The following is a 13342-nucleotide window of genomic DNA, read 5'->3' on the forward strand; positions in this document are numbered from 1 at the left end:
CCGTGGGACCGCGGGCCGTGCCCGTAGGGTGCAGGCATGGAGATCCGACTTCCCCGGGGCACGGCCCGGGGCCGATGGCTCGCAGGCATCGCGGCCCTCGCCGTCCTCGCGGGGGCGGGGACGTGGAAGGCCGCCGCGGACGACGGCGAACCGGCCGTCCACCGCGAGGACCGGGTCCTCCGGATGCCCGGCGCACGGATCGACACCTCGTACTTCACCGACGGCGGCGCGGGGCGCCGCCCCGCCGTCCTCGTCGGCCACGGTTTCGGCGGCAGCAAGGACGACGTCCGGGCCCAGGCCGAACGCCTGGCCCGGGACGGGTACGCGGTGCTGACCTGGTCGGCCCGCGGGTTCGGGGCCTCCACCGGGAGCATCGGCCTGAACGACCCCGACCACGAGGTGAAGGACGTCTCCCGCCTCCTCGACTGGCTCGCCGGCCGGCCCGAGGTGCAGCTGGACGCGGAGGGCGACCCCCGCGTCGGCATCACCGGCGCCTCCTACGGGGGCGCGATCGCGCTTCTCGGCGCCGCCCACGACGAGCGGGTCGACGCCATCGCCCCCGCCATCACCTACTGGAACCTGGCCGAGGCCCTGTTCCCCGAGGGCGTCTACAAGAAGCTCTGGGCCGGAATCCTCTTCTCCGCCGGATCCGCCGCCCCGGGCGCCACCGCACCGGCGGCCCCCCGGGACACCGCCCCGGCGCCCTCCGGTGCCACCGGCGCCCCCGCCGAGTCCCCCTCGGCCCCCGCGCGCTGCGGCCGCTTCACCGCCGAACTCTGCGCCCTGTACGAGCGGGTCGCCACCGCGGGCCGCCCCGACGACGACGCCCGGCGCCTGCTCCAGGCACGCAGCCCCTCCGCCTTCGCCGACCGGATCACCGTGCCGACCCTGCTGGTGCAGGGCCAGTCCGACTCCCTCTTCCCCCTCTCCCACGCCGACGAGGCCGCCCGCGCCATCGCGGCCAACGGCGCTCCCGTGGCCGTCGACTGGATCGCCGGCGGCCACGACGGCGGCGACCGAGAGGAGGAGCGGGTCGAGGCGCGGGTCGGCGCCTGGTTCGACCGCCACCTCCGGCAGGACGAAGGGGCGGGCACGGGGCCCGCGTTCCGTGTCAGCCGCACCGGGGGAGTCGACTCCACCGACGGGCAGGCCCGACTGCGCGGCGCCACCGCCGACCGCTACCCCGGACTGTCCGCCGGTCCGCGCGAGTTCGCCCTCACGGGGCGGGAGCAGCGCTTCACCAACCCGGCCGGGGCCAGCCCGCCCGCCGTCTCCGCGGTGCCCGGCCTCACCGGCGGCGCGGGGGCGCTGTCCTCGCTCGGTGTCGGGGTGTCCCTGGACTTCCCCGGCCAGTTCGCCGCGTTCACCTCGCAGCCCGTGGAGCGGCCCGTGAAGATCACCGGCTCGCCCCGCGTCACCGTGGAGGTCTCCTCCGACCGCGGTGAGGCGGTCCTGTTCGCCAAGGTCTACGACGTCGCCCCGGACGGACGCCGGCAGGTGCTGCCCGGCCAACTGGTCGCCCCCGTGCGGATCCCGGACGCCGCCGGGGGCCGGGAGGTCACCCTCACGCTCCCCGCCGTCGACCACGAGGTGGACGCCGGGCACCGGCTCCGCCTCGTCCTCTCGGCGACCGACCTCGGCTACGCCTCCCCGGCCGAACCGGCTGTCTACACGGCCTCCGCCACCGGCCCGCTGGTGGTCCCCACCGCGCCCTCCGTGGCGACCGGCTCCGAGAGCGCCGCCTGGTGGGTCTGGGCCCTGCCCGCGGGCGGCGCACTGGTCGCGGCGGCCCTGCTCGCCACGGCGCGCCGCCGGACCTCCGCGCCCGCGCCGGAGCCCGGCGGCGCGGACGTGCCGCTGGAGATCACCGGCCTGGCCAAGCGCTACGCACGCTCCAGCGACCGGTACGCGGTGCAGGACCTCTCCTTCCGCGTGGAGCGGGGCCAGGTGCTCGGTCTGCTCGGCCCCAACGGCGCGGGCAAGACCACGACCCTGCGGATGTTGATGGGCCTGATCCGGCCCGACGCGGGGGAGATCCGGGTCTTCGGCCACGCCATCCGGCCGGGGGCGCCCGTGCTCTCCCGGGTGGGGGCGTTCGTGGAGGGGGCGGGCTTCCTGCCCCACCTCTCGGGCCGCGAGAACCTGGAGCTGTACTGGAAGGCCACCGGCCGTCCCGCGCAGGACGCCCGTCTGGAGGAGGCCCTGGAGATCGCCGGACTCGGCGACGCACTGAGCCGCGCGGTGCGCACCTACTCCCAGGGCATGCGCCAGCGGCTCGCCATCGCCCAGGCGATGCTCGGCCTCCCCGACCTGCTGATCCTGGACGAGCCGACCAACGGGCTCGATCCGCCGCAGATCCGCGAGATGCGGGACGTGATGATCCGCTACGCGGCCGGCGGCCGGACCGTCATCGTCTCCAGCCACCTGCTGTCGGAGGTCGAGCAGTCCTGCACCCACCTGGTGGTCATGGACCGGGGGCGGCTCGTCCGGTCCGGACCGGTCGCCGAGATCACCGGTGGCGGGGACACCGTCCTGGTGACCTGCGAGGGGGAGATCCCCGAGCCGGTGGTCGGCAAGATCGCCGCGCTGCCGGGGGTCGCCTCGGCCGCGCCCGCGGAGGGCGGACTCCTCGTCCGGCTGGACGGCTCGACCACCACCGCGCTGATCGCCGAACTGGTCCGCCTCGACGTACCCGTGACCGGCGTCGGGCCCCACCGCCGTCTGGAGGACGCGTTCCTCACCCTGATCGGAGGCTCCGCATGAGCACGCCCGAAGCCCCCGAGCGGTCGCGGGCCGCACGGCCGGCCGCCCCGCCCGCCGCACCGGTGGCGGGCGCGGCACCGGGCTACCGGGCGCGGGGCACCCTCCCGCTGCGCGTGGAGGCGGTACGCCAGCTCGGGCGGCGCCGGACGCTGGTGATGGGCGGGATCCTGGCCGCGCTGCCGTTCGTCCTGATCGCGGCCTTCGCCATCGGCGGGAGTCCCGAGAGCCGGGACAACGGCCGCATCAACCTGATGGACACCGCCACGGCCTCCGGCGCCAACTTCGCCGCCACCTGCCTGTTCGTCTCGGCGGGCTTTCTGCTGGTCATCCCGGTCGCCCTGTTCCACGGCGACACCGTCGCCTCGGAGGCGAGCTGGTCCTCGCTGCGCTACCTGCTGGCCGCGCCCGTTCCGCGCACCCGGCTGCTGTGGTCGAAGCTGGTGGTGGCCCTCGGGTTCAGCGCGGCCGCGCTGCTGCTGCTGCCGCTGGTGGGCCTGGCCGCCGGGACCGTCGCCTACGGCTGGGCGCCCCTGGAGCTGCCCACCGGCGGCTCGCTGTCCGCGGTGGACTCGCTCGGCCGCCTGGGCCTCGTCGTCGCCTTCGTGTTCGTCTCCCAACTGGTCACCGGCGGGCTGGCCTTCTGGCTGTCCACCACGACGGACGCGCCGCTCGGCGCGGTCGGCGGGGCCGTCGGCCTGACCATCGTCGGCAATGTGCTGGACGCCGTCACCGCCCTCGGCGACTGGCGCGAGTTCCTTCCGGCGCACTGGCAGTTCGCCTGGATCGACGCCCTCCAGCCGCAGCCGGAGTGGGACGGCATGGTCAAGGGCGCCGCGGTGTCGGCCACCTACGCGCTCGTCTTCTACGCGCTCGCCTTCCGGCACTTCGCCCGCAAGGACATCGTCTCCTGACGCGTGACGCGTGACGCGTGACGCGTGACGCGTGACCTCTGACGTCCGACGCCTGACGCGTGACCTCTGACGTCCGACGCCTGACCTCTGGCGGCCGTCGCCGCCCCCGCCCCGGGGCCATCGGGACGGAGGGCCGCCCCGCGAGCCCTCCGGTCCCGTCGGCTTCGCGGGGGCCGGGGCTGACGCCCCGTCGGCGCCGCCCCGGGGGTGCCGACGGCGAGGCAGGACTGTCCGGACCCCGGGCACCGGGCCATCATGGTGGCCATGCCGACCCTGCTGCTCGCTCTCGCCGTGGTCTCCACCGGCCTGTACGCCGGCTTCATGCTCGTCTTCCTCACCGGTGTCATGCCGGGTCTGGCGCGCCTGACGGACGACCAGTTCGTCTCCGCGATGCGGCGCATCAACGAGACCGTGCCGCGGGCCGTCTTCCTGCTGGTGCTCGTCGCGACCGTGGCCTTCCCCGTCGCGGCCCTCGCCGTGCCCGAGGAGGGCCGCCCGGACGCCCGCGGGTGGCTGCTCGCGGCCGCCCTGGTGTGCTCCGTGCTGAACCACGCCGTGACCGCGGCCGGGAACGTCCCGCTCAACAACGCCCTCGCCGCCGCGGAGAACGCCCGGCCGCCGGTGCCCGACGCGGCGGCCAGGGCCGCCTTCGAGACCCGGTGGAACCGCCTCCACCTGGTCCGCACCCTGCTGGTGCTGGCCGCCTTCGCCCTGCTGGTCGCCGCGGCCGTCGGGTAGCCGCCGAGGCCCTCGGGAGAGCGGGCGGATACGCGGCGATTGGGTAACGTCCGCCCAGCGAGACGATTCGGCGGCGCGAGCTGTGCATAGGCTGGGAGGAACCGCGGGATGCGCCGTGCCCGGTCCGTGCACCGGTCGGTGCACCGCCCCGGGGCGCGGTCCGGCGGTGCGCCCGTTCCCCTACCGCCCGGAGTCCCCTTGGCCGACGAGCAGCCGCCCCCACCGCAGCCGCGGCGCCCGCGCACGTGGCGGTCCGCGCTGCGCCGACGCCGCCCGCGGGGCCTGCGCTCCCGCACCGGCTCCCGCGCCGCACCGCCTTCCGGGCAGCGCCTGCTGTCGGTGCTCCCCTTCGCGGTGATGGCCGTCGTGGTGCTCGTCGACCTCACCGCGGGCCCCGGGGTGGGATTCCTGCCCCTGGTCTCGCTGGGGCCCGCCTTCGCGGGCCTGGTCGGCGGCTGGCGGCGCACGGCGCTGATCGGGGCACTGGCCCTGCTGCTCTGCCTCGGCCTCGGTGCCTACGACGGCCTGCTCGGCACCCGGCGCAGCTGGACCGCCATGGCCTCGGTGGCCGGGGTGACCGCGGCGGGTGTCGCGGCCGCCGTGATGCGCCGCCGCCGGGAGGCGGAGCTGGCCGGGGTGCGTTCCATCGCCGAGGCCGCCCAGCGGGTGCTGCTGCGGCCCGTGCCCCGCACCGCCGGGCACCTGAGGGTCGCGGGCTCGTACACCTCCGCCGTGGCCGAGGCCCGCATCGGCGGCGACCTGTACGAGGTGGTCGTCTCGCCCGGGGGCGTCCGGGTGATCGTCGGGGACGTCCAGGGCAAGGGCCTCGACGCCGTCGAGACCGCGGCCGTGGTCCTCGGCGTCTTCCGGGAGGCAGCCCACGACGAGAAGGACCTGACCGGCGTCGGCGACCGGCTGGAGCGGGCACTCGAACGCGAGCTGCAAGGGGAGAAGTTCGTCACCGCGGTCCTCGCGGAGCTCAGCCCGGACGGCGGTGCCGTGCTGCTCAACTACGGCCACCCGGCTCCGATGGTGCTGCACCCGGGCGCGGCGGTGCGCTTCGCCGAACCCCCCTCCCGCGCCCTGCCCCTGGGCCTGGGCGTCCACGGAGCCCCGGGCCCGGAGCCGTTCGCGCTGGACTTCGCGCCGGGCGACCAGCTGCTGCTCTACACCGACGGGGTCACGGAGACCCGGGACGCCGGGGGCCGCTTCTACCCCCTGGGCGAGCGCGGCCCGATGCTGGACGACCCCGATCCCGACGCGGCCCTGGCCGGGCTCCGCGCCGACGTCGAGGAGTTCGCCCAGGCGCCCCCGCACGACGACGCGGCCATGCTGCTGATCCGCTACCGGCAGTCCTGACGCGCGGGCCCCGCCGGGTGCCCGATGCGCGCACCCGGCCCGGGTGACCCGGCCGCCACGGTAGAAATATGGCATGGACCAATCAGAGCGGCCGGGGGCCCGCGAGGCCGACGCGGACGCCGTGACACATGCCGTGCTGACCGCGTCCCGCCTGCTGGTGGCCGTCTCCGCCCGCTCGCTGGCGGCCGTCGAGGACCGTGTGACGCTGCCCCAGTTCCGCCTGCTGGTGGTGCTCTCGGCGGAGGGCTCCGCGAAGCTGGCGACGCTGGCGGAGCGGCTCGGGGTGAACCCGTCGACCGCGATGCGGATGGTGGACCGCCTGATCGCCGCGGGCCTGGCCGACCGCCGGGTCAACCCCGACGACCGGCGGGAGACGGTGCTGCGGCTCACGGAAGCCGGACGGCTGATCGTCCAGGACGTGACCGACCGCCGGCGCCGGGAGATCGCCGCGATCGTCACCCGGCTCAGCCCCGGGCAGAGGGCCGCACTCGTCGACGCGCTGGCCGCCTTCACGGAGGCCGGGACGCAGCCGGGGACCGCCGGGCAGGGCGGTGGACGCTACCCGCTCGGCTGGTCCGACCTGACGCCGCCCCCCGCCGGCTGACACCGCCCGGGGCCTCGTCCGCCCGGGGTCCTCGTCCTGCGCCGACCGGGACGTCCCGCGCCGGGCCGGAAGCCCTGCGCCGACCCGTAGACCCAGGCGCACAGGGAGGCCCGTGCGGGCCCGGCCGGACCGGTCGTGCGTGCACCGCGCGCACCCGGGGCCGGAGGCCGGGTGCCGACCGGGGCCCACGCCCCGCGACTGGTGCGATGGGCCCGATGCGACACGCCGGCGTGCGTGGTGGAGCTGCGTCACCGTGCCAGTGCCGCCCCCGGGCAGAGGCCGACGACGCACCGGGCCCTTCGCCCGTGCAGCATTGCACAGTGCAAGGGATTTGGCTCCCCCCGAGAGGAAGCCGGTCCTCCGGAACGGTCCGGAGGACGCGGGAGCCTACTTCGGCGTCACGGCGGCCTCCACCTCCTCGAAGGTCGCCTTGTCCACCAGCCCGGTGTCCTCCAGCACCTCCAGGTGGTCGAGCACCGTCTGGTTCGCCTGACGGGCGTGACGCCGGATCAGGTCGTTCTGGGTGGAGGCGCGGACCTCGCCGATGGTCGCGAAGATCTTGCCGTGCGAGGCGCGCAGCAGGTTGGCGAAGATCCGGTCGAACTCCGCGCCGCGCGCGTTCTCCATCTGCCGCACGAAGTCCTGTTGCTCGGCCGTCGCCTCGTTGGGCAGGGCCACCCCGAGGATCTGGGCGTCCTCGCGGACCAGCTGGTCGAGCTTGCTGTGCCCGTCGATGAGGTGCAGTCCCGCGCGCTTCACGGCCTCGCTGGAGGCGTGGGTCTGGGCGAGGCGCCCGGCCGGGATCTCCCAGAGTCCGGCCTGGCGCACCTTGACGAGGAAGATCTTGTCGATCTCGGTGACGGGTTGGGGGCCCTGTCCGTTCTGGGCAGCACCGGCCGATCCGGCGTCCGTGAGGCCGCCGTCTGTGGTGTTGCCGCTGCCGAGTGCCGACCCGGCCGAGACCGGCGAGCCCGCCTGGGCCTCACCGCCCCCGGTCCGGATCAGGACCAGGACCACGGCCACCGCGGCCACGGCGGCCGCGGCCATCAGGATCAGCCGCACCGGACCCGTGGAACCCGCTGCGCGTCGATTCGGACGCATGATGTCTCCCGCTGTTCATGACGATGTGTCCCCCTGGGGGACCTGGCACCGGGGAGCGGTGGTGTCTGCGGCTGGCACGGCACGCAGCCAGGGGTACGGGCGGGTCGGCGCGGGCGTTCAACGGCACGGCCGCGGATCCGGGGCGCGCCCGGCGGGTGCGGGAAGCGGGGGGAGGGCCGTGCCGGAGTGCATGCGGGCGCCGCGGTCCGCCCGCCGGACCCGTCCTTCGGCATCGGACGCCGGGCCGCAGACCTGTGGCCGGGCGCCCTGGTCCGGCGGACTCCGACGCAGCGTCGCGCGTCCTGGCCCGCCTCACGGCCCCGCTCACCGGGGCCGTCAGACCCGCCCGCGGCTGTACCGCCGTCGCGCCGCGGGCGGGGGCTCACGGGCAGGCGTAGACGTCGGTGGACAGGTCGTGCACACCGTCCTTGCCCTGGGGCACGCCCCGCGGGGACGCCACCGTGTTCCAGGTGCCGACCGCAGGCGTAGCAGGCCCGCACTCGGCGTTGGCTCCTGATACCGCCCCTGGTCCGCTCGGACTGGGGGCGGTGGTGTGTGGTGCGATGGGCGGATGACGAGGAGTCTGGATCTGCTGGGCGCCGCGGCGCCCCCGGTTCTCCACATGGCGGGCGCCGTTGAGGATGCCCAGGCTCGCGGGTGGGACGTGTGCGTGGGAGTGACGCCGACGGCGGCGGGGTGGCTGGGCCAGGGTGGTGTGGCCGAGCTGGAGCGGGTGTCGGGGCACCCGGTGCGGTGGGAGCCGCGGCGGCCTGGTGAGGGGGACGTGTGGCCGGCGGCGGACGTGATCGCGTTCGCTCCGGTCACGGCGAACTCGCTGAAAGCGTGGGCACTTGGGCTGACGCCGTCGTGGGTCGTGGGTGCGGTGGTGGCGGGTGTCGGCCGGCGGGTTCCGATGGTGGCGATGCCGTGCGTGAACCAGGTGCTGGCGGCGCATCCGCAGGTGGACCGGTCGGTGGCGGTGTTGCGTGAGGCGGGGGTGCGTGTGCTGTACGGGGAGGGCGGGTGGGTGCCGAACCGGCCTGGTGAGGGGCGGCCGCAGGCGTTTCCGTGGGGGTTTGTGCTCGACGTGGTGGACCAGGAGGCCCGTCCTGGTCAATGACCGGGCCGAACGAGGCGGAGCCCGCCCGCTGTGGACCGGCGGAGGGGCCCGCCGGAGCTTACGCGCCCACTACGCCGCACCCGCTAAAGTCCCCTGCACCCAGCGCAAAGGCCCTCCCGAAGGAGGGCCTCGCGGTGGTGCCGGTCGTGCGCCCCCGGCAGGACTCGAACCTGCGGCCAAGCGCTTAGAAGGCGCCTGCTCTATCCGCTGAGCTACGGGGGCCGGTGGTGCCCGGCCAGGTGGCCTGGAGCCCTTGGGCGGTCTTCGGCCTCGCCGGGCACAAGGATAGGGCTCCGATCCCCTTGGACCCGCTGCTTCGCCTGCGTGGCACGATGTGGAGGTTCAGTGAAGCGAACCGATAATCGCAGGCAGGCGCGATTTGTGCATCGGTTTTGACGCTGCCGCGCTGCGGGTGTTGTGCACTCGTTATGCCTGAGTCCCACTCGTCCCTTGTGTACTGTCTGTCCGATCGGCGCGCAGAGATGTCCATACGCTTCAAAAAGCTGCCAAAATTGGGCATTCTTCGCATGTGGTGACCTTGGATGCACGGCCTCAGCTGATCGACGCACTCTCCGCGCTGCGCGACCGTGTCGCCGCCGTGCGCCTGCCGCTTCCGCTGCCCGGCGCACCGCGGGCCCGGCAGACACGGGCGGAGCTGCTGGCGCAGCTCGACGACTACCTGGTCCCGCGGCTCACGGACCCCGACTCCCCGCTCCTCGCCGTCGTCGGCGGCTCGACCGGCGCGGGGAAGTCCACACTCGTCAACTCCCTCGTCGGCAGGCGGGTGAGCGAGGCCGGAGTGCTGCGGCCCACGACCCGTACCCCCGTGCTCGTCTGCCACCCCGACGACCACCACTGGTTCGCCGGGGCCCGGGTGCTGCCCCGCCTCGCCCGGCTGTGGACCGCACCCCGGGACGGGGCCGGGCCGGACGGCGACGAGCCGTCGGCGGCCACCGGGGCGGGTACGGCGCCGGACGGGGGCTCCCTGCGGATCGAGACCGCCGCCGCCCTGCCCCGCGGCCTCGCCCTGCTGGACGCCCCCGACATCGACTCCCTCGTGGTGGAGAACCGGACCATGGCCGCCGAGTTGCTCTGCGCGGCCGACGTCTGGGTGATGGTCACGACCGCCTCCCGCTACGCCGACGCGGTCCCCTGGTACCTGCTCCGCACGGCGAAGGAGTACGACGCCACGCTGGTCACCGTCCTCGACCGGGTCCCCCACCAGGTGGTCGACGAGGTGTCCCGGCAGTACGCGGCGCTCCTCACCAAGGCCGGGCTCGGCCATGTGCCGCGCTTCACCGTGCCCGAACTGCCCGAGTCCACGGGCGGCGGCCACGGGCTGCTGCCCGCCACCGCCGTCGCCCCGCTGCTGGCCTGGCTCGCCCACCGCGCCCAGGACCCGGCCGCCCGGCAGCAGGCCCTCGCCCGGACCGCCGGCGGCGCGCTGGACTCGCTCCGCTCGCGGATGCCCGAACTCGCGGGCGCCGTCGCCGCCCAGCACGCCGCGGCCGTACGGCTCAGCGGGGCCGTGGAGGAGTCCTACACGGCACAGCGCGAGCGCGTGCAGGCGCGGCTCGCGGCGGGCGCCGTGCTCGCGGGGGACGCCCGCACCCGCTGGCGCGGCCACCCCCGCGACAGCTCCGCCGGGGAACTCCTCGACGCCCTCGTCGCCAGCCTCTCGACCCTGCTCCAGTGCGCCGTCGCCGCCGCCGACGAGAGGGTGGCGCAGACCTGGGCACGGGAGCCCGCCGCGGCCGTCCTCGGCGGACAGGGCCGGGTGGACCTGGAGAGCGGCGAGCGCATCGGCATCGCCGTCCGCCGGTGGCGGCGCGTGCTGGAGGAGTACGCCGAGGAGGAGGTGCGGGGCATGGAGCGCAGCACCGCCCCCGACCCGGAGGCGGTCGCCGCCCTCCTCGCCACCGCCCTGCTCGGGGGGCGCCGGGCCCGGGGGGCCGGGGAGCGCCTGGCCGAACGGATGGGCGCCCAGGGCGCCCTGAGGCTCCGTGACAAGGGCGGCGACCTGCTGAGGACCACCATCGACGAGGTACTGCACAGCGAACGGGACCGGCGGCTCGCGCCCCTCGACGCCCTGGAGGTCACGCCCGAGCCGCAGGCCGAGCTGATCGCCGCGCTGTCCCTACTGCAGAAGGAGAGGTGAGCGCGGGTGACCGCCATCACCGACGACGAGAACGAGACCGGCGACCGCTGGGACGACGGAGTGATCGCCCGCCGGGCCGAGTCCGGCACGCGCGGCGCCGAAGGGGACGGCGAGGGCGCCGGGGACGGGGAGCAGGACGCGTGCTCCGAGGGCCGCACCGGGGCGGGGGCGGACGAGGGCCCGCACGACCCCGCGGAGGCCCCCGGCGCCCTCGGCAGCCCCCTCCGGGACCGGCTGGACGCCCTGCGGGACCTCCTCGGCCTCTCCCAGGCCCGCCTGGACGGCAGGACGCTCGCCGAGGCCGGGCGGGTCCTGGACGAGGCCGCCGCCCGGCGGCGGCTCTCCTCGCGGCACACCGTGGTCGCCATCGCCGGGGCCACCGGGAGCGGCAAGTCGACGCTGTTCAACGCCCTGGCCGGGGTCCGCATCGCCGAGACGGGGCTGCGCCGCCCGACCACCTCGGCCCCCATCGCCTGCACCTGGTCCGAGGGGGCGGCCGGGCTCCTGGACCGGCTCGCGATCCCCGGGCGGCTGCGCCGCAGGCCGCTGGCGGGCGGCGACGGCGACGAGCAGCTGCACGGCCTGGTCCTCGTCGACCTGCCCGACCACGACTCCGCCGTGGTCCACCACCGCGAGCAGGTGGACCGGATCCTGGCCCTGGTCGATGCCGTGATCTGGGTGGTCGATCCGGAGAAGTACGCCGACGCGGCCCTCCACGAGCGCTATCTGCGCCCCCTCGCGGGCCACGCCGAGGTCAGCTTCGTGGTGCTGAACCAGACCGACCGGCTGCCGGGCGAGGCCGCCGACCAGGTCCTGGACGACCTGCGGCGGCTGCTGGACGAGGACGGCATGGCGGTCGGCGAGCACGGCGACCCGGGTGCCACGGTGCTCGCCGTCTCCGCCCTCACCGGCCAGGGGGTCCCCGAACTGCGCGAGATGCTGGGCGCGTTCGTGCAGGCCCGGGACGCCGCCGGGCGCAGGCTCTCCGCCGACGTCGACGCGGCCGCCGACGCACTCCGCCCGGTCTACGTGGCCGAGGGCCGGACCGGTCTCGGCGAGCGGGCACGGGAGGACTTCGCCGCCCGGCTCGGGGACGCCGTCGGGGCCGCCTCCGCGGGGGAGGCCGCGGAGCGCGAGTGGCGGCGCAACGCCAACCGGGCCTGCGGGACGCCGTGGCTGCGCCTGTGGCGCTGGTACGAGCGCACGCGGATGCCCGGGGCCGCGGCCCTTCGGCCGACTCCGCCCGCCGAGGACGAGCCCACCGCCCGGCAGCGAGTGGAGCAGGCCGTGCGCACGGTCGCCGACGAGGCCGCCGACGGCCTGCCCGCGCCCTGGGCGCAGGCGGTGCGGGAGGCGGCGCAGCGCGGAGCGCAGGACCTGCCCGGCGCCCTGGACGACCTCGCGGCGCGGGAGGCGGCCGCCTCCGGCGGACGGCCGCCCCGCCCCGCGTGGTGGCCGGCGGCGGTGCTCGCCCAGGTGGCCATGACGCTCCTGCAGGTCTACGGCGGCCTCTGGCTCGTCGGCCAGATCGTCGGCGTGCTCGAACCCGGGCTCCTGCCGCCGGTGCTGGTGATGCTCGCGGGGATCGTCGGCGGCCCCCTGGTGGAGTGGGCCTGCGCCGCCGCGGCCAGGGGGCCGGCACGGCGCTACGGGCAGGACGTCACCCGGCGTCTGCACGAGGCGGCGGGCGCCTGCGGCAGGGCCACGGTGCTGGACCCGATCGCCGCGGAGCTCATGCGCTACCGCGAGGTGCGCGAGCGGTACGCCGCCGTGACGGGGCCCGGCGGCGGGCCGGCGCCGCGCCCCGCGGCAGGGCCCGGAGGAGGAGGCGGGCCGGTGGGGGGCCCGGGCGGCTCCGTGCGCGGCGGCCCGACGGGTGCGCACCGGCGCGGTCCGGGGCGCGGGAAGGTGCGGAGCCGGATCGGGTGAGGCCGTTGTCCCCAACCTCCCCGCCGTCCACAGGCGCCGGCGCCGAACGGGGGCCGGGGCCAGCATGGGACCGGAAGACCGCAGCACACCCGCACACCCGCACACCGGGCGGTGGGCGGGTGTGCTGCGGAGCCGGAATTCCAACCCGACGGGGAGGCAGTGGAGATGAACGACACCATGGTGACGCTGGTGGGGAATGCCGCCACGAATGTCGAGTACCGCGATACGGCGGCCGGGGGCATGGCGCGATTCCGATTCGCGGTGCCCGTGCGCAGGTGGGACAGGCGGAACGCCAACTGGGCCGACGGGCCCACGAGCTTCTACACGATCTTCGCCTGGCGGTCGCTGGCCATGAATCTGGCCGGATCCGTTTCCGTCGGTGAACCTCTCGTCGTCCATGGACGGCTGAAAGTCCGTGAGGAGGCATCCGACGGGCGGCGGCGGACCTTCGTCGACGTCGACGCCCTGGCGGTGGGCCACGATCTGACCCGGGGGACGGCCGCGTTCCGCCGTGTGACGAGGGATGATCCCAGGGTGACGGTCGCCCGTCCCGGAGCCGGGGGTGCCGCGGGGGAGCGTGCCGAGATGCCGGAGGCGCGCGCTCCGGTGCCCGCCAAGTGACCTGTGAGTGTGTTGATTTGTCGATGTGCAACCCGAAA

At 75.8% G+C, this 13342-nt stretch carries 10 protein-coding genes and 1 tRNA gene; 9 read left to right on the forward strand and 2 right to left on the reverse strand.

Annotation, left to right across the window (positions count from 1 at the left end; all coding sequences use genetic code 11):
* Positions 1–36 precede the first annotated feature (36 nt).
* The 5 genes from ACGF15_RS23855 to ACGF15_RS23875 all read left to right on the forward strand — a co-directional run bounded on the left by ACGF15_RS23855 (position 37) and on the right by ACGF15_RS23875 (position 6375).
* Positions 37–2763, forward strand: coding sequence for a CocE/NonD family hydrolase (locus ACGF15_RS23855; RefSeq protein ID WP_392801774.1), 2727 nt, complete (start codon positions 37–39; stop codon positions 2761–2763).
* Complete coding sequence (locus ACGF15_RS23860) at positions 2760–3674, forward strand: ABC transporter permease (protein WP_362612625.1); 915 nt, start codon at positions 2760–2762, stop codon at positions 3672–3674. The genes ACGF15_RS23855 and ACGF15_RS23860 overlap by 4 nt, the downstream gene beginning before the upstream one ends.
* Before the next feature lie 264 nt (positions 3675–3938).
* Positions 3939–4412 carry an anthrone oxygenase family protein gene (locus ACGF15_RS23865; protein ID WP_392801778.1) on the forward strand — a complete coding sequence of 158 codons (474 nt, stop codon included), beginning with the start codon at positions 3939–3941 and terminating at the stop codon, positions 4410–4412.
* A gap of 357 nt (positions 4413–4769) precedes the next feature.
* Positions 4770–5771 (forward strand): PP2C family protein-serine/threonine phosphatase, encoded by a 1002-nt coding sequence (locus ACGF15_RS23870; RefSeq protein WP_345611445.1) that lies wholly within the window; start codon positions 4770–4772, stop codon positions 5769–5771.
* Positions 5772–5844: 73 nt separating this feature from the next.
* Positions 5845–6375: a MarR family winged helix-turn-helix transcriptional regulator gene (locus tag ACGF15_RS23875; RefSeq protein ID WP_392801781.1), complete on the forward strand. Its 531-nt coding sequence runs from the start codon at positions 5845–5847 to the stop codon at positions 6373–6375.
* 387 nt (positions 6376–6762) lie between these two features.
* Here ACGF15_RS23875 and ACGF15_RS23880 read toward each other — a convergent pair whose 3' ends face one another.
* Entirely contained in the window at positions 6763–7476 is a 714-nt protein-coding gene (locus ACGF15_RS23880) for a DUF4142 domain-containing protein (protein ID WP_345610835.1), read from the reverse strand.
* 715 nt (positions 7477–8191) lie between these two features.
* Between ACGF15_RS23880 and ACGF15_RS23885 the strand changes: the two genes are divergently transcribed.
* Positions 8192–8596, forward strand: coding sequence for a hypothetical protein (locus ACGF15_RS23885; RefSeq protein ID WP_392801784.1), 405 nt, complete (start codon positions 8192–8194; stop codon positions 8594–8596).
* Between the two features lie 149 nt (positions 8597–8745).
* Here ACGF15_RS23885 and ACGF15_RS23890 read toward each other — a convergent pair.
* Positions 8746–8818, reverse strand: a tRNA-Arg gene (locus ACGF15_RS23890).
* A gap of 316 nt (positions 8819–9134) precedes the next feature.
* Between ACGF15_RS23890 and ACGF15_RS23895 the strand changes: the two genes are divergently transcribed.
* The 3 genes from ACGF15_RS23895 (at position 9135) to ACGF15_RS23905 (ending at position 13304) form a co-directional block, all read left to right on the forward strand.
* Positions 9135–10754 (forward strand): dynamin family protein, encoded by a 1620-nt coding sequence (locus tag ACGF15_RS23895; RefSeq protein WP_345611442.1) that lies wholly within the window; start codon positions 9135–9137, stop codon positions 10752–10754.
* A gap of 6 nt (positions 10755–10760) precedes the next feature.
* Positions 10761–12683: a GTPase gene (locus tag ACGF15_RS23900; protein WP_345610830.1), complete on the forward strand. Its 1923-nt coding sequence runs from the start codon at positions 10761–10763 to the stop codon at positions 12681–12683.
* A 165-nt stretch (positions 12684–12848) separates the two neighbouring features.
* A complete protein-coding gene (locus tag ACGF15_RS23905) occupies positions 12849–13304 on the forward strand; it encodes a single-stranded DNA-binding protein (RefSeq protein WP_392801788.1) in 456 nt (151 codons plus the stop codon).
* Positions 13305–13342: the final 38 nt, after the last annotated feature.

The sequence above is a fragment of the Streptomyces sp. NPDC048001 genome (genome assembly GCF_043203115.1).
Classification (GTDB): Bacteria; Actinomycetota; Actinomycetes; order Streptomycetales; family Streptomycetaceae; genus Streptomyces; species Streptomyces sanyensis.

Bases quoted from the DNA above. Each gene is read 5' to 3' on its own strand.
- ACGF15_RS23855 (WP_392801774.1), top strand. From the start codon at position 37: ATGGAGATCCGACTTCCCCGGGGCACGGCCCGGGGCCGATGGCTCGCA.
- ACGF15_RS23860 (WP_362612625.1), top strand. From the start codon at position 2,760: ATGAGCACGCCCGAAGCCCCCGAGCGGTCGCGGGCCGCACGGCCGGCC.
- ACGF15_RS23865 (WP_392801778.1), top strand. From the start codon at position 3,939: ATGCCGACCCTGCTGCTCGCTCTCGCCGTGGTCTCCACCGGCCTGTAC.
- ACGF15_RS23870 (WP_345611445.1), top strand. From the start codon at position 4,770: ATGGCCGTCGTGGTGCTCGTCGACCTCACCGCGGGCCCCGGGGTGGGA.
- ACGF15_RS23875 (WP_392801781.1), top strand. From the start codon at position 5,845: ATGGACCAATCAGAGCGGCCGGGGGCCCGCGAGGCCGACGCGGACGCC.
- ACGF15_RS23880 (WP_345610835.1), bottom strand. From the start codon at position 7,476: ATGCGTCCGAATCGACGCGCAGCGGGTTCCACGGGTCCGGTGCGGCTG.
- ACGF15_RS23905 (WP_392801788.1), top strand. From the start codon at position 12,849: ATGAACGACACCATGGTGACGCTGGTGGGGAATGCCGCCACGAATGTC.